Source organism: Methanohalophilus levihalophilus (assembly GCF_017874375.1).
GTDB classification, from domain to species: domain Archaea; phylum Halobacteriota; class Methanosarcinia; order Methanosarcinales; family Methanosarcinaceae; genus Methanohalophilus; species Methanohalophilus levihalophilus.
The window spans coordinates 54685-74946 of record NZ_JAGGLK010000003.1 but is presented as its reverse complement, the minus strand read 5'-3'; the positions used below and the strand labels follow the sequence as shown (position 1 = coordinate 74946).

Here is a 20262-nt window from a genome sequence, read left to right as displayed (position 1 = left end):
CTAAATGGAGGACAGAAATTGGGTGTAATAAGGTCATTAAAAAAGAATTTTTCCGGATTTTTCCGTAAGCTTTTCAACAAGAAAAATGCACGGATAGGAATATACGGTCCGCCAAATGCCGGCAAGACAACTCTTGCAAACCGTATTCTCAGGGATTGGACCGGAGATGCAATGGGTTCAGTATCAAATATTGCCCACGAAACCCGTCGTGCCAGAAGAAGGGAAGGAGTAACCATACAGGCTAACGGTAATTCCCTCACATTGGACGTAATCGACACTCCAGGCCTGGCTACTAAAATCGATTTCCACGAATTCATGGAACAGGGCATGAACGAAGCGGACTCCAAAAGACGTGCCAAGGAAGCTACTGAAGGCGTAATTGAAGCCGTCAAGTGGCTGGAGAATCTCGATGGAGTTATCCTTGTAATGGATGCTACAGAGGATCCTTTCACACAGGTAAACGTTACAGTGATAGGAAATATGGAGGCACGCAACTTACCCCTATTGATTGTTGCCAACAAGATAGATTTGCCGGAATCTGCGCCCTCTACAATAAGAGATGCATTCCCACAACATCCACTTGTGGCGATTTCCGCACTAGAAGGAAATAATATTGATACACTCTATGAAGAGATAGCAAAGAGGTTCGGGTGATAACATGCAGGGCATCCAGATGGATCTTTTATCCGAAGACAGGCTATCCAGAATGACCACCGTAGAAAAAGTCAGGTTTATCCTTGACGAAGTCAAAAGTGGAAAAATCCTTGTGCTCGAAAGAGGACTCACCCCACAGGAAGAAGCAAGCCTCATAGAGATGACCATGACACTTATAGAACCTGATGACTTCTCAGGTATTGAAATGGAAACCTACCCTGCACATGAAGACACATCTATCATGGGCAAACTCTTCAAAAAACAACCAAAAACACGTCTTACAGTAATTGGGCCTGCAAACAAGATCAAGACCCTCAGGAAAGACAGGGATATGATCACTGCACTCGTATCTGCAACGAAGTAATTGACGGATACCTATGGAGGATATTGAACCGTTAGAAAAAACTGTCCCTCCCACACATCAGCTATCATCTTTTGAAATGGGCAGGGATGACGTTAACGTAGTTTGTACCTACGGGAAGATATCTGTTTGGTTTGGCAGGCAAACACCCGAAGTTGTAGTCGGAAAAGTCCTTATTGGAATTTCAACTGTGGACCGATCGGCAGTTCACGAAGTTGAGATTGTCTGCCCTTTTGAAAGAATAACTGAATACGAAAGCCATGGCTACACTCTTGTATCCTATGCAAAGTGTAGCAAAGGTTACAGATCTACATTCCATATTTCATTTAACAATAACAAAGCTTTATTCCACCTTGCTGAGCACATTCTGCAAAAGCTCAAAACCCGCGATATGAACATTGATGTATACTGGACCGGAGACTATTCAGACATCATCAAATTATCAGAACACCTTCAGGAAGAAATTGACGGATGGGAAGTCAAAGAAGTGCACTACAAAGAGGCTGGCAGCAAGGAAAACTAAGATAAGAGGAAGATCATATGAAAGAAAGAACATCCTGCGACGAATGTGACCATCTTATATCATCCATGGAACTTATGGCTAACCACCTTCTTGATGTAGCAGGTGGACTGGATCAGGATAGCATCAAACAGGCAATTAATAATATTTTTGACGCCCGAGCCATTTTTGTAATGGGTGCAGGAAGATCAGGCCTTGTCGGGAAAGCGTTTGCAATGAGGCTGATGCACCTTGGATTTACATCATACGTTGTGGGAGAATCCACTACTCCTGCTGTGCACAAGGAAGATCTTGTTGTTGCAATATCCGGGTCCGGGGAAACACGTTCCATATCCGACCTCGGCCACATAGCAAAAGAAATCGGCGCAACCCTTTTGACAATTACATCTAACAAGGATTCCACACTCGGCAGGATATCCGATACCGTTGCAGAAATTGCCGGCCGTACAAAGGACGATGCCGGCGGATATCTTGAAAGGCATATGAAGGGAGAGTATACTCACCTGACACCTCTGGGGACTTCCTTTGAAATCACGTCACTGGTATTCCTTGATGCCTTGATTGCAGAACTTATCTACATTACCGGGGCATCTGAAGCGGATCTTAAGTCCCGTCATGCAAAGCTTGAGTAAGGTGATGAAAAATGGAGAGCAATTTTGCTGAAAGAGTTCAGGGCATTGACATCTCCGGAATCCGGAAAATGTTTGAAGGTGCAGGGCCGGGTGCCATCAACCTCGGACTTGGCCAGCCGGATTTTGACACTCCGCAGCACATCAAGAAAGCTGCTATTCAGGCTATTGAAGAGGGATTTACCGGATATACCCAGGGACCTGGAATGCCTGAATTAAGGGAGGCATTAAGCAGGAAATTCAAGAATGAAAACTCAATCGAAACCTCTCCTGACAATATCATCGTCACGGCAGGGGCATCCGAAGCTCTTGAAATTGCCCTTGGAGCTTTTGTGAACTCTGGCGACGAAGTTCTCATAGCAGATCCCGGATTTGTTTCATACAAAGCTTTGACTGAAATCATGGGAGGACATACAACCGGCGTACCTCTTAATGAAAAGCTCTGCATGGACCCGGAAACGGTAAATGAGATGATTACACCAAAAACCAAAGCTTTCATTGTGAATTCGCCTTCGAATCCAACCGGAGCAGTGCAGACAAAAAGTGATATGAAAGCATTTGCAGAGATTGCTGATGACAATAATGTGAAACTTATTTCAGACGAAGTGTATGAGCATTTCATTTACGAGGGTGAACATATAAGCCCTGCCATGTATTCAGACAATGTCATTACTGTCAATGCGGCATCCAAAACCTATTCTATGACAGGCTGGAGATTGGGATATGTGACAGCTTCCCCTGAGACCACGCACCAGATGCTCAAGATTCATCAATATGTACAGGCATGTGCAACCTCTATTTCTCAGAAGGCTGCTCTTGCAGCTATTGATGGCCCGATTGAACCGGTTATGGAAATGAAAGAAGAGTTCATGAAACGCAGAGATCTCCTCCTCTGGGGCCTGGGTAAACTCGGAATGAAATGTACAAAACCAGAAGGAGCATTCTATGCATTGCCTGAAGCGGAAACAGGCACCGCAGAAAAACTCATTTCAGAAGGAGTTATTGTTGTTCCCGGAGAAGCCTTTGGAGAAAACGGTGCAGGCCATATCAGGATTTCCTACGCAACTTCAAGGGAAAACATCAAAAAAGCATTAGCCATCATGCAAGAGGTTCTTTTATAACCTCTTGATTTAACATTTTGACAAGCTCATCAAGTGCCTCGTCTACTCCTTCACCGGTCATTGTGGACATCTGGACAGTTGCTTCGGATTCAACATTATTCAGATCTATTTTGTTTGCGCCCACCAACATAGGAAGAGGGAATTTTTCTTTTACTTCATTCATCAGTTGCAGCTGATCCTTCATTTCATAGCCGCAGTACTCGCTCGGATCAAGGATAAAGAAAACAATAGCATCAAGATGTTTCAGAGCTGCTATAGCCTGCATTTCCGCTTCATTCCTGTCTGCCATGGGCCGGTCAAGCAAACCCGGAGTATCGATTACCTGGTATCTTACATCATCGCGTATGAAATGACCTATCGATACGCCTTTAGTCGTAAATGGATATGATGCGATTTCAGGAGTTGCTCCCGTGATGGAGGATACGAAGCTTGACTTTCCAACATTTGGATAACCGGCAACTACTATTGTCGGCTCATCCCGCACATCCGGAAGTGTACGTAATTTATTGCGAACCACATTTAGATAGAGGAGATCATCTTCAATTGAAGCCATGATTGAAGCCATTCTGCCAAAAGCCTGTTTACGAACCTGCTGAGGGGATTCGCTTTTACGGATCTTTTGCACGTACTGGCGGGATATTTCATGGATTTTGGATGAAGCCCACCCAATCCTGGAAAGCGCCTGCCTGAGATCGTCAACGTCCGCTATGATATCTACCATATCATAATAGAAAGGTGGAAGGTGTTCAAAACTTGGAAAACGTCTTACGATATTTCCAAGATTATCGGAAAGAATGTTTGCTGCGGTCAGCATCATGGACTCGTTTGCCTTCAGGAGTGCCTCACGACCACGCAAATCTTTCCCTGCCATTGCACGGGTTCCCCTCCTGAAAGCCTTATCAACTAATTCATCAGATGTAGGAACAGTATTTATTTTCTCAAAGATCATGATATTGTAACCTTCCGAACATGCAAAACATGATAAGATATATATTATTATTGCCAGAGCTAATTACTTATACCAGTACTACTGAACATTTCCAGATAAGAATAGGGTGATTGAATGGAACTTACGCCAATCCAAAAGGAAATACTGATTGCTGTCATTAATATACAGAGGCAAAAAGACGGGGCAGTGAAGGGTGAAGAAATAGCAGAGCTCATTGACAGGAATCCTGGTACCGTCCGAAACCAGATGCAATCCCTGAAAATGCTTGGATTGGTGGAAGGGGTGCCCGGACCAAAGGGTGGTTACAGGGCTACCGGGGATGCATATGAAGCTCTCAGCGTAACTGCAATGGATCATGAAGCTGTTGTTCCCCTCTACCTCAATGGTGATATTGTAAAAGGCACAACCGCCTCTGAAATCAGTTTCACAACTGTAAGACATCCCGAAATGTGCAGCGGTAAAATCAGAGTCATTGGAAACATTCGTGATTTCCAGAGCGGGGATCAGGTGCAGGTCGGCCCTACACCGGTAAACCGTTTGATTGTCAGGGGAGATATTGTCGGAAGGGATGACACCGAAAACTCACTTTTATTCTCAATTACGGAAATGGTATCCCTGCCAAAAAAATCCGTCAAACAGTACATTACACACAAACCAGTTACTGTAAACCTTAATTCATCAATACAGGAAGCTGCAAAAGTACTTGTTCATAACAATATCCACGGTGCAACTGTGGAAGACGGCGGGAAAATAGTCGGTATTGTTACCTTTACAGATATCGGGGAAGCCCTTGCTGGCGGGGAAGTGGGCCTCAAAGTGAAAGACATAATGTCTGCAGATCTGATAATGATAGATGGGGAAGCTTCACTTGTTGATGCTGTCAAAATGTTCAATGAACATGAGATTGGCAGGCTCGTGGTCACAATTGACGGAGTTCCAAAGGGACTGCTTTCAAGGACAGATGTACTTCATGAGCTGGTAGTCTATTGATTAGTGACGACGCCCCTTAAATTCCTCAGCAATCTCCTCAAGGGGAATATCATTTGCTGAAAGCATTACAAGTAAATGGAAGAGAAGGTCGCTTGTTTCGGAAATGATCCTGTCCTTTTCACCATTTTTCACAGCCAGGACAGTTTCAAAGGCTTCTTCACCAACCTTTTCCAGGATTTTATCCATGCCTTTACGGTGCTGGAACAATGAGCAGACATAAGAACCTTCAATGGGATTTGCTTTTCTATCTTCTATTACAGCATAAACGTCTTCCAGCACAGATAACTTGTTTTCCATAAAGATTTCTCCCTTAGACTTAGTGTGGCTAATGACACCATGCATCTTATTGTTTTCCCTTTTACAAGTCTTATATATAGAATCGGAGACAAATGTTTTTCCGGGAACTATTGACACAAGAGTGTTAGCTTTCTCGCGGAGTGAAAAATCATGATAGGTGAGGATACACAGGTAAAAGACATAATGACCAGGGGAGTAGTCACAGTGCCATTCGAAATAAATGCCGCAGAAATGGCAGAAACAATGGCAAAAAACAATGTCTCAGCTGTAGTTGCCGTTGATGAATCCGGAGAAACATTCGGGGTCGTCTCTGATATGGATATTCTGGAGCATATCCAAAAGAAAAACTGGGAAATTGATTCAGTTGAGGATATTATGTCCCCAAGTGTAGAAACTCTGAGACCCAGTATGACCGTTAAGGAAGCAGCAACAATAATGGCTGAAAAGCATGTTCATAGACTCATAGTCATGTCTGAGGAAAGCGTGGGAGCATCTTACAGACCGGTCGGAATACTCAGTGCCAGAGATATAATCCGACACCTGTTTGAAAAATAACTATATTGACGTTGACAGAAAACCAATATGACGGTAGACCCTTAGCTTTCTAGCCAACGTCTGATCATGAGATAAACAAAGCTAAATATATGCTTTGTGGTCACTTTATATTTTTCTTGGATCAGTTATTTCACCATAAAGGGCAGCTGCTGCCGCTGTTGCAGGTGACCCGAGATATACAAATGACTCAGGGCTTCCTTCCCTTCCACGGAAGTTACGGTTGGACGTTGCAAGACCTACTTCACCGTCTCCCAGAAGGCCGAAAGAACCACCCATACATGGACCACAGCATGCAGATTCCACAATTGCACCTGCATCCATAAGCTGTTTTACATAGCCTGCATCCAGAGCTTTCATGTATTCAGTCCTTGAAGCCGGAATTACAAGCAGCCTTACGCCCGGAGCAACCGGTTCGTCACCCATGAGCTGTGCAAGAATCTCAATATCCTCAAAGCGACCGTTGGTACATGAACCTACAAATACCTGATCAACTTTTGTGCCTTCCACTTCAGAAATTGGTTTCACGTTATCAACATTGTGTGGGCATGCAACCTGTGGTTCAAGATCGGAAACATCATACTGGCGAATATCATAGTAAGATGCGCCTTCATCGGACTTCCATTGAGGATCAAGTTCAAATCCGGGAATCCTTTCCTGAAGATATTTTTCAGTAGTTTCATCCTGTTCAATGATACCTGCCTTTCCACCCATTTCAATAGCCATGTTGGACATGGTCATCCTTTCGGAAATGCCAAGGGCTTGGACTGTTGGTCCTGCATACTCGGCTGCCATATATCTGGCACCTTCTGCACCCACATCACCGATGAGATGGAGAATCAGATCCTTGGAATATACACGATCCTGCAGTTTTCCGCTGACTTCAAAGCGAATGGTTTGAGGAACCTTAAACCAGAGTTTTCCTGATGCCAGAACTGCGGCCATATCAGTTGAACCGACACCTGTTGAAAATGCACCAAGTGAACCGTAAGCGCATGTGTGTGAATCGGAACCTACCACGAGGTCACCGGGTTTTACGTGACCCATTTCAGGAATAACCTGATGGCAGACGCCTTCGTAAATATCATAGTTTTTGATACCCTGCTCGGAAGCAAACTTCCTGAGTTTGATATGGTTTGCTGCTGCATTCAGGGAATCCGCAGGGACCTGGTGATCAAAGATAATTACAATTTTTGAAGGATCCCATACTTTCTTCTCTTCCTTATCCCTCATGATTTCATAAAAGCCATCAACAGCCAGAGGCCCTGTGATATCGTGAGTCATGGCAAGATCGATGTCTGCAAGAACAAACTCACCTGCCTTAACATCTTTGCCGGAAGCTTTTGAAAAGATTTTTTCTGCAATAGTCATTGGATTATCGGACATGGCAATCAGGGAGGTTTAATGCACCTTTCATAAATAAATCAATCGCTGACAAAATGAGCCTATAACCTGTCACTCATAAACTCTGAAATCCCTTTCGTATCATGTACAATTATCCGGAAGATTTCAGATAACGCAACTGAATCTTTTTCTTCAAGAGTAATACCGGATTCAAGAAATTTCTCATAGATTGTGATTGTATCCTTCAATTCCACGGATTTCCTGTGAACAATAAGAGTAGCCAGTTCCTTTGCCGCTTCCGAGGAGATGGATTTTCCAAGACCTTCGCACTCACATACTTCCAGAGTACCTTCATTCAGGAAAAAAGGATAGGTACGGCAAAGATACGGCCGGGAATCATATATTCGGCATCTGTAATCCTTTTCAAGAAAAATACAATCCATATTTTGCTTTCTTTTCAGCATCCATCCAAATGTATGAACAAAGCCATCTTCATCGACTAGTTGATAGCCATTCATATCAGAAAAATCGATCATCGGGATTACAAAATCAGCTTTCAAGGAATCCTTTTCAAGGACATCCAGATCTTCGGAATTCAGGAGAACTGAATTGTCTCCGAAACTTCCCCGGCAGCATTTCCCGCAACGTGTGCATTTAAACCCGATGGATTCGATTTGGCTGGCAATTGAATCAATATCGAGATTTTCAACTATTTCCAGCTCTTTGTAAATCGGGGAAAAAAGAGTCGAAGACGTGGATTTACTCATCCACTTCCTCTACACCAACTGCATTCAGGAATTTTTTGACCACAGCTTCATCCACAAGACGCAGGAGAGTCTGGCGGTCTTTTATATCACTGAAAACACCAAGTGATATCTGGGCTGCTGCCGCTGTATTGTGACCACCTGCAGAACCTTCACCAAATGCCGTCTTCAGGATTTCACCAAGGTTTATGCGAATGTCATTGCTTCTGCCGGATATAAAAATCCGCTCCTCTGTGACACCAAAAACAATGGTCGTAAAAACACCTTCCAGATTCAGCAGGTAATCCGCTGCCTGGGGAAGGGTATCCCTGTCCCTTATAGTTCCCACATTTGAAAGGAGATAGCTTCCGACAACCTGGCGGTTATTAATTGCCTCCCCTAAAACATCAAGGGTTTCAATGGACATTGATGGTCTTTCAAGCTGCTCAAGCACCTCGTGATCTGCCAGAGGATACAGGAAAGACGCAGCCGATAAGTCAGCTGATTCGGTATTCCTCTTGAAATCCATGGTGTCAGTCCTGATGCCATAAAGAAGAGCAGTGGAAAGCACATCATCTATTTCAATATTGAGTTCCTGCAGGTACTTTGTCATGATAGTTGACGTGGCGCCCACATTCGGACGAACATCAATAAAATCAGCATTAACTTCAACTTCACTAACGGGATGATGATCGAATATCAGACCAATATGCTGGCCTTCTTCAAGAATATTATTTGCACCTGGTACAGCGCAATCCACAAGGGCAATTTCATCGAATTTCTCGACGTCATGATCTTCCATCCTGTTGAGATCAATACCTAACAGGTTTACAAATGCCTTGTTTTCCTGATGACCAATTTCACCATGGTATAAAATCTTGGATCTCACTTCATGATGATCTGCAATTTTTTGCAGGGCAAGAGCACTTGCCATCGCATCCGGATCCGGATTATCGTGAATAACAATTCCAAGAGTCCTGTTGGCAAGTTTCTTGAACCACTCTGAAAGCTTGTTTCCAAGCATCATTGATTCAGCTCTTCCAAGGGATCTTGAAATTGATTTTGCAACAATCTTGGAAGGCATGAATACAAAATTTGCACCCATCTCTTCCATTTCTTGCTTGTTTATAACATCTGATGAACGAGCTACACAATAAGTATCCGGCTCGAAAAGTTCCCGGACATTCTTTATTGCCTTTTTGTTAGCTTCATTATCAGAACTGACTACAAGGACACCACTGAGTTTCTTGCCAACAAATTGTTTCAGCGTTTTTAGTTCAGCAATATCGCCTTCGGTTGCTTCATAGGCTTCTTCACGAAGGGTCTCTACCTTTTGGGAATCACGATCAACAATAATGAGATCTTTTCCCATTTCCCTGAGCTCTTTAGCAATTGCAAATCCTATGCTTCCGCTTCCAAGGATAAGATAAACGGGTTTAAAACGTGTCTTTTCAGGAGCTTCTGAATCTTTTGATCCGGTGGGTATAACCACACCTCCCTGTTACAATAGAAATACTATCTGATATTAAGAGATTTTGGAGAAAGTATTTGAAGAGATCCACATCAAACAATAAATAATAATAGCAACAGAAGATGAATACAGGGATATCATGGATTCTATAACATCTTCCCGAATGAACGCAATCGATGCTAACTGTTCATACCTCGGATTAAAAGGCATCCAGCTAATGGAAAATGCAGGTGCAGCCATTGCAAGGGAAGCTGCTGATGTTGTCAGCGACGGAGAAGTGCTTATTGTCGCAGGAAGAGGAAACAATGGGGGTGACGGGTTTGTGGCAGCAAGACACCTCTCCGCATACCAAAATCTGAAAGTCAAGATAATCCTGACGGGAAAGCCCGATACTATCCGCACAGAAGATGCCAGAGCAAATTTCAATTTGCTTAAGCACTGTGACATTGGAGAAATCCGTGTTTTTGATAACTCACCTGCAATATTTGATTGGTTTGGTGACGCAGATGTTATAATTGATGCCCTTCTTGGCACCGGCGTAAAAGGAAACATCCGTGAACCTGAATCAACCCTTATAGATCTCATTAATTCCAGCAATGCAAAAGTAATAGCAGTTGATACTCCATCCGGAGTTGATCCTGACAGTGGCAACGTTTCCGGCAAGGCTGTAAAAGCCGATACTACACTTACATTCCATCGAATGAAAACCGGACTTGAAAATCCGGATGCAAAAGACTTCACAGGAGAAGTTAAAGTAATCCCGATAGGCGTTTGCATGGATGCGGAATCCGACGTCGGAAGAGGTGACCTTAAACTTATTGCTAATCGAAAATCAACAAGTCACAAAGGCGATTCAGGACGAATCCTGATAATTGGAGGAGGTGCATATTCCGGTGCTCCGGCACTCGCAGCTATGGCAGCTCTTCGAACCGGAGCAGACATTGTTACTGTTGCAGCACCAGCGAGTGTTGCAAAAACAATTGCTTCTTTTTCCCCCAATCTAATCGTGAGGGAATTGACCGCAGACAGGCTGTGCCCGGAAGACATTCCTATACTTGAAGAGCTGATTTCAGCACATGATGTTACTGTAATGGGAATGGGATTGGGCAGGGAAAAACGAACACTTGAAGCCGTAAAGCAGATTATCCCGCTATGCAGGAAACTTGTGCTTGATGCAGATGCGTTGTATGACCTTGAACTTCCAGCATCATTAGACTACATGATACTCACACCGCATGCCGGTGAATTCCGAAAACTTGCAGGTACTATTCCTGAAACCCTCGAGAAAAAGATAGATTTTGTAAACGAGTTTTCCATCCGGGAAAATGTTACAACGCTCTTAAAGGGCAGTTCAGACATTATTTCAGATGGAAAACAATACAGGATAAACAAGACCGGCAATCCCGGCATGACAGTCGGTGGGACGGGGGACGTCCTCGCAGGAATTGTGGGAGCATTATTTGCACTTTACGATGCAATTGACGCGGCAGGCAACGGAGCTTTTATCAACGGTGCTGCCGGAGATCTTGCATTTGTGGAAAAGGGCTACGGCCTTGTTGCTACGGACATAATTGAAAAAATCCCAAAAGCAATAATGGGGAGAGGTACAAAACATGACTGAAAAAGACAGGAAAATATCAGTGGATATCGAAAGGCATCGCCTTAGAGTAATCATTAACCATGCCGAAGGCGAGGAAATCATAAAGCTTAATGTAACCGAAGCACGCGATTTGATTGAAGCACTTGATGCGACACTAAAAGATTACGAGCAAAGGCAGAACCTTCGAATCGACTGAGTATATTGACTATTTAAGGTGATTTGTTGAAAGATTTTACCCATATCAAAAACGGCCGTGCCCAGATGGTGGATATTGCCGAAAAGGGAAGAGCTTACCGCAGGGCAACTGCCTCCGGTAAAATCTTTTTATCTGAAGACAGTTTAACCCGAATTCGGGAAGGTGAAGTGGAAAAGGGTAACGTTCTGGCAACCGCCCGTGTAGCTGGCATCATGGCAATTAAGAAAACACCGGAATTAATTCCCCTGTGCCATCCACTTCCCATTGACGGAATTGAAATGGATTTTAAAATTGACGACGACGGGATTACAGCGGAAGCTACCGTGAAATCCATCGGGAAAACCGGGGTTGAGATGGAAGCTATAACCGGAGTTAGCTGTGCACTTCTTACAATATGGGACATGGTTAAAGCCATTGAAAAGGATGAAACCGGGAACTATCCTGTGACTTCCATTAGTGATATCAAAGTACTTGAAAAAGTGAAGGAAGAACTTGAATAACCCAATCCCTTATAAGTCACAAACACATTTCTAACCAAATCTTACCATAACTCCTAAGAGAGGGAATGTTGTGAAAATAATAGCCGGACCAGCATCACAATTACTCGCTTCAAGAGTTGCCCAGCAACTTGGAATCCAGCCTACAATCTGCGAATACAAACAATTTCCTGACGGTGAATACTATACACGTATTCTTGACGATGGGATCGATGATGTAACGATTATCCAGAGCACACCACAGGATAGCGACCTGATAGCACTTCTCCAGCTCATCGATGCATGCGAGAATGCGCCAAAAATCAATGTAGTGATTCCCTATATGGGATATGCGCGACAGGACAAGGTTTTCAAAGCCGGTGAGCCGGTCAGTGCACGTGCAATTGCCCGCACAATCAATGCGGACAGGGTTTTTACTGTAAACATCCACGAGAAAACTGTTCTTGAACACTTTAATGCCGATTCCTTTGATCTGGACGCATCACATTTATTCGGAAATTACATCCGTTCGCTGAACCTGAAGGACCCGCTTATTATCTCCCCCGATGCAGGAGCATTGGAACTTGCAAAAAGCGCATCTTCAGACGTGGGAATCCCTTACGACTACTTTGAGAAAACAAGGCATAGCGGGGACAGTGTAACCATAAAAGACAAGGAAATCGATGTTGTAGGCAAGGAAGTAATCATCCTTGATGACATGATTGCAACCGGCGGAACAATGGCAGAATCCATTCGCATGCTTAAGGAACAGGGAGCTGCAGAAGTATATGTTGCATGTGTACATCCGGTCCTTGCAAGGAATGCCGTCGTAAGACTTTATAACGCAGGAGTTACAGAGATTATTTCAAGCGACACCCTTGAAAAAGCACAGAGCAAAATTACTGTTGCGCCGCTAATTGCAGATGCAATAAAAGAACTCTAAAAGGAGACTGACCTCAATGCCCCTTCCACAAAATTGCCCCCTTGACAGCTCAAATGGATGCAGAGGCAAGGATTGCCACCTGTTCCATATAGACTGGAGAACCGGAGAAGAAAACTGTTCCATCGGATATCGCTATACTCACAAAACAAAAGGTTCTTCCCAAATTGTTGAGGATACATACGCACGGGATGTCAGGTTACGCAGGACACACACACACGCAAGGAAAGAGGAAGTTGAAGAGTCTCCAAAGCCCGTTACCCGTCAGGAAAAAATAGTGGCACCAGAGGTTGAAGTTGTCCGTGAATCAATCCCCGAGGAACAAGTGGAAGTATATACTGAAACCGTGGAAGAAACTATTGAGAGCAGCCCCCAACCTGACAATGAGGAAGAGCTTCAGGATATTACTGAGGAAAAGAAGCCATCAAAACTTGATTCACTAATGGACAACCTCCCAAAGGACTATGAAGAGGAGTTCTGGTCTGATGAAGGAGAAAAAACCTGAAAAGATTCTTGTTCCAGGAATCTATAACTAGCTCCTGAATGAATTCGGAAAACAGAACTGGTGGCCTGCTGACACCCCTTTTGAAATAATCGTTGGTGCACTCCTTACCCAGCAAACCAGATGGGAAAATGTAGAAGAAGCCATCAGGAATCTTAAGGAAAGAAATCTGATGGATGCTGAAAGTATCGCATCATCAGAAATTGAATTGCTGGAAAAACTGGTTTATTGTACAGGTTTTTACCGGCAGAAAGCAAAAAGATTAAAAAATCTGGCCATCTTTTTTTCTGATAACAGAATGGAAGAACTGTTCTCCCTTCCTCTTGGTGATCTGCGCAGTACTTTGCTGGCACTTGATGGAGTAGGTCCCGAAACCGCAGACAGCATTGTGCTCTATGCTGCAAAAAAACAAAAGTTTGTTATAGATGCTTATACCAAAAGAATAATGAAATGCGTTGGCATCGAAGGAAATTATTATCAATTACAGGATTTGTTTGAGAACAATCTTCCTGATGATGTCGATATGTATATGGAATACCACGCACTCATAGTGGAATACGCAAAGAAATATTGCGTTAAGAAAAAATGTAATTTGTGTCCAATTGCCGGGGAATTCAATGGATAAAAAAACATATGACCAGATAAGTGAGTCCGTTAATGCTATTGATGATATTGAAAATCTCTCACTTAAATTTGGCCAGCCAAGAGGCGTTATAGGGACAATTCTTAATCAGAAAATAGTCGATCATGTGAAGAAGAACTTTCACAACATGGAGAAGCATACTGAAAGAAACCTGCGTCTCTGGAAAAACGGCAAGACTATAATGGAAATCTCTGACATCTACCAGCTCCCACCTACTCTTGTGACATCCAATCTCCTGCAGCAGATGGGATACCCAAAGAAGCGCACACTTAAGCATCTTGATGAACTCCCTGACAGGAGACTTGCATCTGAAATTTACGAAGCAATCGAATTGGATCCCTTTTTCTCACCCTGGGCTCACCACATGCAGGCCCACAGGGGAGAGATGGGCGAGGAAATTATTGCTGAATGGCTTGACGGAAAAGACATTGTGTATTAGACTGAAGACGATTTAAGGGACACTAATTCATCTAAAACGCCTGATTTTTTGCTTGAAGAGCCGATGGAAGTTGATGGAAAAAAGGTTCTCTGGATTGAAAGCAAGGCGGTTTTTGGAAACCACTCCGAACATGAGCATTATATTCGAAAGCAGTTCATCGAGTATGAGAAACTCTATGGGACCGGCCTTGTAGTTTATTGGTACGGTTATCTTGACGACATATCTCTGGATAATCACGTGATAAGAGACTATGGTCTTGAGGAAGAAGTTGAAGGCAAAACTTCACGAAAAATAATTGAGCTTTTGAACTTCGTCCCGGGAATTTCATAAGCGTTTGTCTTTAGTAACTGCCTTTTTTGTATGCACATGGGATAATTCAGATCCGTTGTACACCGCAGTTTTGCCTACCAAAGAACCATGAGTTCCAAGGGATTCAAGTAATGAGTTTACTTCAGTTGCTTCAGGATCCCGTGACTTATCCATTTCAAAAATGTCTTTCATAGCAGAGATTGCATTTTTTTGGTGTGAATTGGTCATCCGGGTCATTACAATAAAATGAAAAGCTAAATAATAAAAAGCTGCCGATTTTAATTTCATATTATAGCCCACACCATTGTATCACTACTATTCTAATTTTTGCGTTCTCTATCACTATATCAATGAAATTTTTCATAATGGTTAGAGCAAGTATATAAGCACAAAATGAGATTTCTATATATGAATTAAGCTATGATAGAGACGAGAAAATGCCCTCTTTTAGATATGATAAAACTCTTAGCGAACGAATGTATGGTTATGAAATGTCTGGTTATGAATATAGCCTGTTTTTTGAACATGAGAACATGGGGTTTGTCAGATACACTGGCCGTAGCCAGAGAAAATTTCGTCTTGATCCATCTCCCTTTTGGAAAGATGGGAGGGAAATCTATTATGAGATTGAAAATGGGAAAGCCCCGGAAAAAAACCGCCTTATAAGGGTTTACGTTAAAGAATCTGAAAGAAATGTGACATCTCTAAAAAATGGTTTTTTGTGGAATGATACGAAATATGTTAGTAGATGGGAATATGTCGACCCTAGCAAAATTACACATCGAAAAATGATGGATTTGGAGGAATATTTAGACTTTTTTAAAACACCGTTTGTAGCAACAACTGATTATCTAGAGAACATCAGCTACAGCGTTGCAATGTACACAGCTTCAACACCAATTCTGGGTAGTAATATGAAAGGCGGTATCGATGCAGCTGCTTTGACTAATGAACCAAGATGGAGCATGTTCAAAAATATGATGGGACTTATCCCACGTGAATTCAACCAAACAAAATCAAATAACTTCTACAGCTATACCAAATCAAAACGACAATTGAATCCTTTGTTTAGTTCAGAAGTGAATGTTACATACAAAAATCCAGACAATATATCTGTCCACATACCATTTACCCTAGACACTGAATTAAAGTCTGCTGACTTCTATCGAGATAAATTTTTTGATCAGGCGCCTCTTGCCAGAGGATATATGCTCGATTCCCTTTTGTATCAACCACAAATTCCTAAAAAGCTAGAATCCCACATTGAATTCAAGGTACAGGAAATGTATGAGGATTTTCGACAAAGCGAATATGCAAGTTATAATCAAGAATTGGGTAGCGCAGTTCCAAAATTAGCATCTGCAGTTGCAAGGCTTAATTTTAGAGAAAAGGTAGAAAAAGAAGATGTTGATACAGCATTTGATACATGGGGTGAAATGTATAATCATTCCCTTTTCATACAAAAAATGAATTTAAAAACTGAGCTCCTTTATCGACTATCAGACGATGAAAGGATATTTTATACTGATTTAAAAAAGGCATTTGGCAAGGAAAACCTAATCCCTATGAATCAATTATTGGTTTCTACAGCGGTTCCAGAATGGAAATTTGAAGCAATCGTGGCACAATTAAGTCATGCTGGATTAATATACTTTCCACCAAAAGCAGGGGGATTTAAAATTCTGGACATTGAGAAATGAGCAGATTTACCACCACTTTCAGAAGATTTATCGATCAAATAACACCTGACCAATTTGATCCAACATAATTGATAATCGCACCTACCGTGAATGCAAGGATTATCGTAAATGAGGATAATGCTATCGTATCCCTTGTGCCAAGCTCATGTTTGAGTATTGCAATGGTTGCAACACACGGTACATAGATAGTGGTTATTACCGCAAACACATACATTTGCAGAGGCGTCAGTATCATCAGGAAATTTGCAGTTCCCGCAAGCACTGCAAGGATTTCAAGAGCCATTTCTTTTCGCAGTATCCCGAAAACAAGAGCAGTTGCTGCAAATGCCGGCAAACCCAGAAGTCCTACCGAGATAGGAGACACAAGTTCATCAAACGAATCCAGAATGCCTGTAACTTCAAGCGCCCCGAGAATGGCGCTGCCTGCAATCAGAAGGGGGAAAGCAACATAGATGAATTCACGAACTCTTATCCATGTTTTCTTCAGGGTAGCCACAGCATCTGGCGTTCTCAACGGGCTGATTTCCATGATAAGTCCTGTGCGCTCCCCGGGAAGGGCTCGCCCCAGCAGCCAGCCAACTGAAAGTATGATGACTAGCTCAAGAACGTAGATAGAAACTGCTGCCCAGAATCCCACGAATGTTCCCACCAGACCAAGAATGATGATGGTTCGGGCAGAACATGGTATCAATGAGATGAGTACTGAAGCAATCCTGCGCTCCCGCATTGTATTGAGAGTCCGGGTAGCCATTATTGCAGGAACACTGCAACCAAATCCCAGTACAAGAGGAATGACGGAGCGCCCGTGCAGTCCCAGTTTATGCGTTACACGATCCATAATGTAAGCCGCACGGGTTAGATAGCCCGAGTCCTCCAGAATCGAGAGGACGATATAGAAAATTCCGATGTACGGCACTGCAATCGCAAAGCCGGCCTCGATGCCAAGCAACGAATAAATAACCACATTGTTGATAACAGGATGATATCCTGCCATCACCAAACGCGCAGGTTCAATCAGGTAAGTCTCAAAAATGTACACAATCCCCTCTTCAAGGAATCCTCCAACACGGAATACCATAAAGAAAGTTAACAGTAAAGCCGCAATCAGGCCAAGTATGCCGGCATATTCGGATGTCAGCATTGAATCGATACGATGCTTAAGCTTGTTTTCTACATCTCCCTGAGATACCACAATCCTGGTAACCTGCCCTGCTTCACCATAAAGATCCCTTGCAATTGTATCCGATACAGGCATGTTGTGTACCTGCTCGATGTTGTTTGCAAGGGTTGAAGCTTCACTAAGGAGTGCTTCTGCAACATCTTTTCCACATGATAGTTCTGTAAATTCAACATCAGCTTCAAGGGCACGCAGTCTTGTTACTTTATCAACATCAGGGAATTTTGCGCCGAGATCTTCAACTGCATTTCTTATGTGATTGTCATAGTGAACACGAATTCTGCCATCAAAGGAAAGAGAAGGATCTACCGCCTTTTTCATGACCTCATCAAGCCCGGTTCCTTTAGTCGCAACAGTAGGTATAACAGGAACACCTAGCAATTCGGAGAGCTTTTCAGTATCGACCTCAATTCCCATTTCACGGGCAGCATCAATCTGGTTAAGCGCAACCACTGTGGGAATTCCAAGCTCAAGAATCTGGAGTGTCAGGAAAAGATTGCGTTCCAGCCGGGTTGCATCCACCACATTAACAATTACATCAGGATGCTCCTTCAAAAGATATCGCTTGGATACTTTTTCGTCTTCTGTTGCCGCACCCAGAGAATAAATTCCCGGCAAATCAGCGACATTTACAGTCCTTCTGCCTACCTGTACCGTACCTTTTGTGATTTCCACAGTCGTACCGGGGTAGTTGGAAACTATTACACCAATTCCAGTGACCCTTGAGAAAAAAGCACTTTTTCCTACACTGGGATTTCCCACAAAAGCAATATTTTTGGAACTTAGGTCTATAGGCTGACCTGAAGAAGGTGGACAGCAGCTTTTAATCTACTTCACCTCCAGCATAATGCTGGCCCTTTAACATTACGAAGATTTTATTTGCGATGTCCTTACCAAGGGCAATTTCAGTTCCCTTTGTAAGAATAGAAAGACAGCCCTGTTTTTGTCTTCGTTTAATTTCAATGTCTTCTCCTGTAACCATACCCAGAGAAGTCAGCCTGTCGCGATCTGATTTGGGGAGATGGATAAGTGCAACTGTTGCCATTTCACCTTCGTGGAGATCATTCAGGCGAACGTAATCCCCATCTGTGCTGCGGCAGGTATCCGAGATGTCAGCAATATGCTTGCGAACAACTCCCTTTTCCTCCATATAGGAAAGCATGCTCTCAACCACAAGTTCGGAAGCGGAATGTTCAAGCACACAGGCTTCCCTGTCAGCAGCCACATCATCTATGCGAAGAACCTGGGATAGAAAATCACGGAGAATGTTGTGCCTGTGCTGTAATTCTGTGGCTTTCCTGATACCTTCATCAGTTAATTCAACGCCTTTGTATGGAATATACTTAACAAACCCTTCATCTGACAAACGCTGAATCATTTCAGTAGCAGTTGCCGGTGCAATGTCCAGTTCATTTGCAATATCCTTGTTTTTTGCAGGAGAGCTGGTCTTGCTGATGAGACTGAGAATTGTTTCAAGATATTCTTCTGTTTTTCCAGTAGCCATACGGAAATCACACCAGAAAATGGATTATTAGGAGATGCTAACTTTGATACTTCTAAATATATAACTTTCGATGCCCCGAAAAGTCAGAGAATACAATCACCTTTTTAAATAAAAACTGCTTCTACGACTATAACACAGCTACGAACCAAAATGAAAATCGGATTCGTACACAGTCGTGATTATTAATGGTTCAGGTAAAGGATCTTCAATGGAAAAAAGACATGCGTGTCTCCGAACTGGTTGACTCCTACGAGTATGTCGGATTCCAGAGTGTTGAATTGCAGCGTGCTTCAGACGTTATCGTCAAGATGAAAAAGGATTCAGCGAAGGTATTCCTTACATTCACATCCAACATGGTCACATCCGGCCTGAGAGGATTTTTCGCGCAACTCATCAAACTGGGAATTGCCGATGTTATTGTGACAACCGTAGGTGGCCTTGAAGAAGACATTATGAAAGCTACCGGAGAAGTGTTCAGGATAGGAAATTTCCAGACGGACGATGTGGAACTCCATGAGCAGGGAATCAATCGTGTTGGAAACCTGCTGATCCAGAATGAAAGCTACATGAATTTTGAAGACATGATTACCGACATTCTCGAAAAACTGTATGAAAAACAAAACCGTTGGACTGTTTCCGAAATGCTCAGGGAAATCGGCCTCTTGCTGGATGACCCTCACTCCATCCTTTATCAGGCTGCACGAAATAATGTCCCGATATTCTGCCCTGCAATAACAGACGGAGCCTTTGGATTCCATCTATACCTATTCCAGCAGGATCACCCCGATTTCGTGGTTGACGTTGTCAAGGATTTCGGAAATATCCTGTATGCGACAAGCCATGATGACAGGAAGGGGGTTATCGCACTTGGAGGATCTATTTCCAAGCACCATGCTATTCTTTCCACATTACTCAATGGTGGTGCGGAATATGCGGTTTACATGACAACAGCACACCGAACTTCCGGCAGCATGTCCGGTGCCAACACAAATGAAGCAAAATCCTGGGGGAAGGTAAAGGACGAAAGTGATGTGGCAACCGTCATCGGGGATGTGAGCATTACTTTCCCTCTTGCCATGATCAGGGCACTGGATGAACTTGAAAGTGAAGGACTACTGAAAAACTAAAACGATTCCGGAGATTTA

General features: G+C 43.1%; 23 protein-coding genes and 1 pseudogene. 16 read left to right on the top strand and 8 right to left on the bottom strand.

Annotation, left to right across the window (positions count from 1 at the left end):
• Window positions 1–18 precede the first annotated feature (18 nt).
• Genes J2755_RS07680 through J2755_RS07660 form a run of 5 tightly spaced genes read left to right on the top strand, consistent with a single transcriptional unit; the run spans window position 19 to window position 3285 of the window.
• The gene (locus J2755_RS07680) at window positions 19–654 is read left to right on the top strand and encodes an Era-like GTP-binding protein (protein WP_209681643.1); all 636 of its coding nucleotides are present in this window, start codon (window positions 19–21) and stop codon (window positions 652–654) included.
• Window positions 655–658: 4 nt separating this feature from the next.
• The gene (locus tag J2755_RS07675) at window positions 659–1018 is read left to right on the top strand and encodes a DUF2073 domain-containing protein (RefSeq protein ID WP_209681641.1); all 360 of its coding nucleotides are present in this window, start codon (window positions 659–661) and stop codon (window positions 1016–1018) included.
• Window positions 1019–1031: 13 nt separating this feature from the next.
• Window positions 1032–1538 (top strand): hypothetical protein, encoded by a 507-nt coding sequence (locus tag J2755_RS07670; RefSeq protein ID WP_209681638.1) that lies wholly within the window; start codon window positions 1032–1034, stop codon window positions 1536–1538.
• 17 nt (window positions 1539–1555) lie between these two features.
• On the top strand, window positions 1556–2167 hold the full coding sequence (gene hxlB, locus J2755_RS07665) for a 6-phospho-3-hexuloisomerase (RefSeq protein WP_209681636.1): 612 nt from the start codon (window positions 1556–1558) through the stop codon (window positions 2165–2167).
• A gap of 11 nt (window positions 2168–2178) precedes the next feature.
• Window positions 2179–3285: a pyridoxal phosphate-dependent aminotransferase gene (locus J2755_RS07660; protein ID WP_209681634.1), complete on the top strand. Its 1107-nt coding sequence runs from the start codon at window positions 2179–2181 to the stop codon at window positions 3283–3285.
• Here J2755_RS07660 and J2755_RS07655 read toward each other — a convergent pair.
• Complete coding sequence (locus tag J2755_RS07655) at window positions 3263–4234, bottom strand: NOG1 family protein (RefSeq protein WP_209681631.1); 972 nt, start codon at window positions 4232–4234, stop codon at window positions 3263–3265. The genes J2755_RS07660 and J2755_RS07655 overlap by 23 nt on opposite strands.
• Window positions 4235–4348: 114 nt before the next feature.
• Here J2755_RS07655 and J2755_RS07650 point away from each other — a divergent pair, with 114 nt between their 5' ends.
• Entirely contained in the window at window positions 4349–5224 is an 876-nt protein-coding gene (locus J2755_RS07650) for a CBS domain-containing protein (RefSeq protein ID WP_209681629.1), read from the top strand.
• On the opposite strand, the gene hisE is transcribed toward J2755_RS07650, so the two are convergent.
• Window positions 5225–5521: a phosphoribosyl-ATP diphosphatase gene (hisE, locus tag J2755_RS07645; protein ID WP_209681625.1), complete on the bottom strand. Its 297-nt coding sequence runs from the start codon at window positions 5519–5521 to the stop codon at window positions 5225–5227. It abuts the gene before it with no gap.
• A 150-nt stretch (window positions 5522–5671) separates the two neighbouring features.
• Here hisE and J2755_RS07640 point away from each other — a divergent pair, with 150 nt between their 5' ends.
• Entirely contained in the window at window positions 5672–6076 is a 405-nt protein-coding gene (locus J2755_RS07640) for a CBS domain-containing protein (RefSeq protein ID WP_209681622.1), read from the top strand.
• Window positions 6077–6181: 105 nt separating this feature from the next.
• On the opposite strand, the gene J2755_RS07635 is transcribed toward J2755_RS07640, so the two are convergent.
• Genes J2755_RS07635 through J2755_RS07625 form a run of 3 tightly spaced genes read right to left on the bottom strand, consistent with a single transcriptional unit; the run spans window position 6182 to window position 9646 of the window.
• A complete protein-coding gene (locus tag J2755_RS07635) occupies window positions 6182–7459 on the bottom strand; it encodes a 3-isopropylmalate dehydratase large subunit (protein WP_245312835.1) in 1278 nt (425 codons plus the stop codon).
• A gap of 59 nt (window positions 7460–7518) precedes the next feature.
• Window positions 7519–8184, bottom strand: coding sequence for a YkgJ family cysteine cluster protein (locus J2755_RS07630; RefSeq protein ID WP_209681613.1), 666 nt, complete (start codon window positions 8182–8184; stop codon window positions 7519–7521).
• Window positions 8177–9646 carry a DHH family phosphoesterase gene (locus J2755_RS07625; protein ID WP_209683267.1) on the bottom strand — a complete coding sequence of 490 codons (1470 nt, stop codon included), beginning with the start codon at window positions 9644–9646 and terminating at the stop codon, window positions 8177–8179. The genes J2755_RS07630 and J2755_RS07625 overlap by 8 nt, the downstream gene beginning before the upstream one ends.
• A gap of 124 nt (window positions 9647–9770) precedes the next feature.
• Here J2755_RS07625 and J2755_RS07620 point away from each other — a divergent pair, with 124 nt between their 5' ends.
• The 7 genes and pseudogenes from J2755_RS07620 (at window position 9771) to J2755_RS11560 (ending at window position 14757) form a co-directional block, all read left to right on the top strand.
• Window positions 9771–11252 (top strand): NAD(P)H-hydrate dehydratase, encoded by a 1482-nt coding sequence (locus J2755_RS07620; protein ID WP_209681611.1) that lies wholly within the window; start codon window positions 9771–9773, stop codon window positions 11250–11252.
• Window positions 11245–11427: a hypothetical protein gene (locus J2755_RS07615; protein ID WP_209681609.1), complete on the top strand. Its 183-nt coding sequence runs from the start codon at window positions 11245–11247 to the stop codon at window positions 11425–11427. Before J2755_RS07620 ends, J2755_RS07615 begins: the two co-directional genes overlap by 8 nt.
• 26 nt (window positions 11428–11453) lie before the next feature.
• Complete coding sequence (moaC, locus tag J2755_RS07610; protein ID WP_394357565.1) at window positions 11454–11927, top strand: cyclic pyranopterin monophosphate synthase MoaC; 474 nt, start codon at window positions 11454–11456, stop codon at window positions 11925–11927.
• Window positions 11928–11997: 70 nt separating this feature from the next.
• Window positions 11998–12846 carry a ribose-phosphate diphosphokinase gene (locus J2755_RS07605; protein WP_209681605.1) on the top strand — a complete coding sequence of 283 codons (849 nt, stop codon included), beginning with the start codon at window positions 11998–12000 and terminating at the stop codon, window positions 12844–12846.
• A 16-nt stretch (window positions 12847–12862) separates the two neighbouring features.
• Window positions 12863–13348 carry a hypothetical protein gene (locus J2755_RS07600; RefSeq protein ID WP_209681604.1) on the top strand — a complete coding sequence of 162 codons (486 nt, stop codon included), beginning with the start codon at window positions 12863–12865 and terminating at the stop codon, window positions 13346–13348.
• An 85-nt stretch (window positions 13349–13433) separates the two neighbouring features.
• Window positions 13434–13970 (top strand): endonuclease III domain-containing protein, encoded by a 537-nt coding sequence (locus tag J2755_RS07595; RefSeq protein WP_342591083.1) that lies wholly within the window; start codon window positions 13434–13436, stop codon window positions 13968–13970.
• Window positions 13963–14757, top strand: a pseudogene (locus J2755_RS11560) (C15orf41 family protein). Before J2755_RS07595 ends, J2755_RS11560 begins: the two are co-directional and overlap by 8 nt.
• Here J2755_RS11560 and J2755_RS07580 read toward each other — a convergent pair.
• Window positions 14752–15024, bottom strand: a complete 273-nt coding sequence (locus J2755_RS07580) for a hypothetical protein (RefSeq protein WP_209681602.1) — start codon at window positions 15022–15024, stop codon at window positions 14752–14754. The pseudogene J2755_RS11560 and the gene J2755_RS07580 sit on opposite strands and share 6 nt — an antisense overlap.
• Before the next feature lie 203 nt (window positions 15025–15227).
• Here J2755_RS07580 and J2755_RS07575 point away from each other — a divergent pair, with 203 nt between their 5' ends.
• Entirely contained in the window at window positions 15228–16436 is a 1209-nt protein-coding gene (locus J2755_RS07575) for a hypothetical protein (RefSeq protein WP_209681601.1), read from the top strand.
• A 34-nt stretch (window positions 16437–16470) separates the two neighbouring features.
• Here the strand turns inward: J2755_RS07575 and feoB are convergent, their stop codons facing one another.
• Together feoB and J2755_RS07565 are read right to left on the bottom strand one after the other, a co-directional pair.
• A complete protein-coding gene (gene feoB, locus J2755_RS07570) occupies window positions 16471–18405 on the bottom strand; it encodes a ferrous iron transport protein B (protein ID WP_342591082.1) in 1935 nt (644 codons plus the stop codon).
• A 31-nt stretch (window positions 18406–18436) separates the two neighbouring features.
• Window positions 18437–19117 (bottom strand): metal-dependent transcriptional regulator, encoded by a 681-nt coding sequence (locus J2755_RS07565; protein ID WP_209681600.1) that lies wholly within the window; start codon window positions 19115–19117, stop codon window positions 18437–18439.
• A 185-nt stretch (window positions 19118–19302) separates the two neighbouring features.
• On the opposite strand from J2755_RS07565, the gene J2755_RS07560 reads away from it, so the two are divergent.
• On the top strand, window positions 19303–20244 hold the full coding sequence (locus J2755_RS07560; RefSeq protein ID WP_209681597.1) for a deoxyhypusine synthase family protein: 942 nt from the start codon (window positions 19303–19305) through the stop codon (window positions 20242–20244).
• Window positions 20245–20262 lie beyond the last annotated feature (18 nt).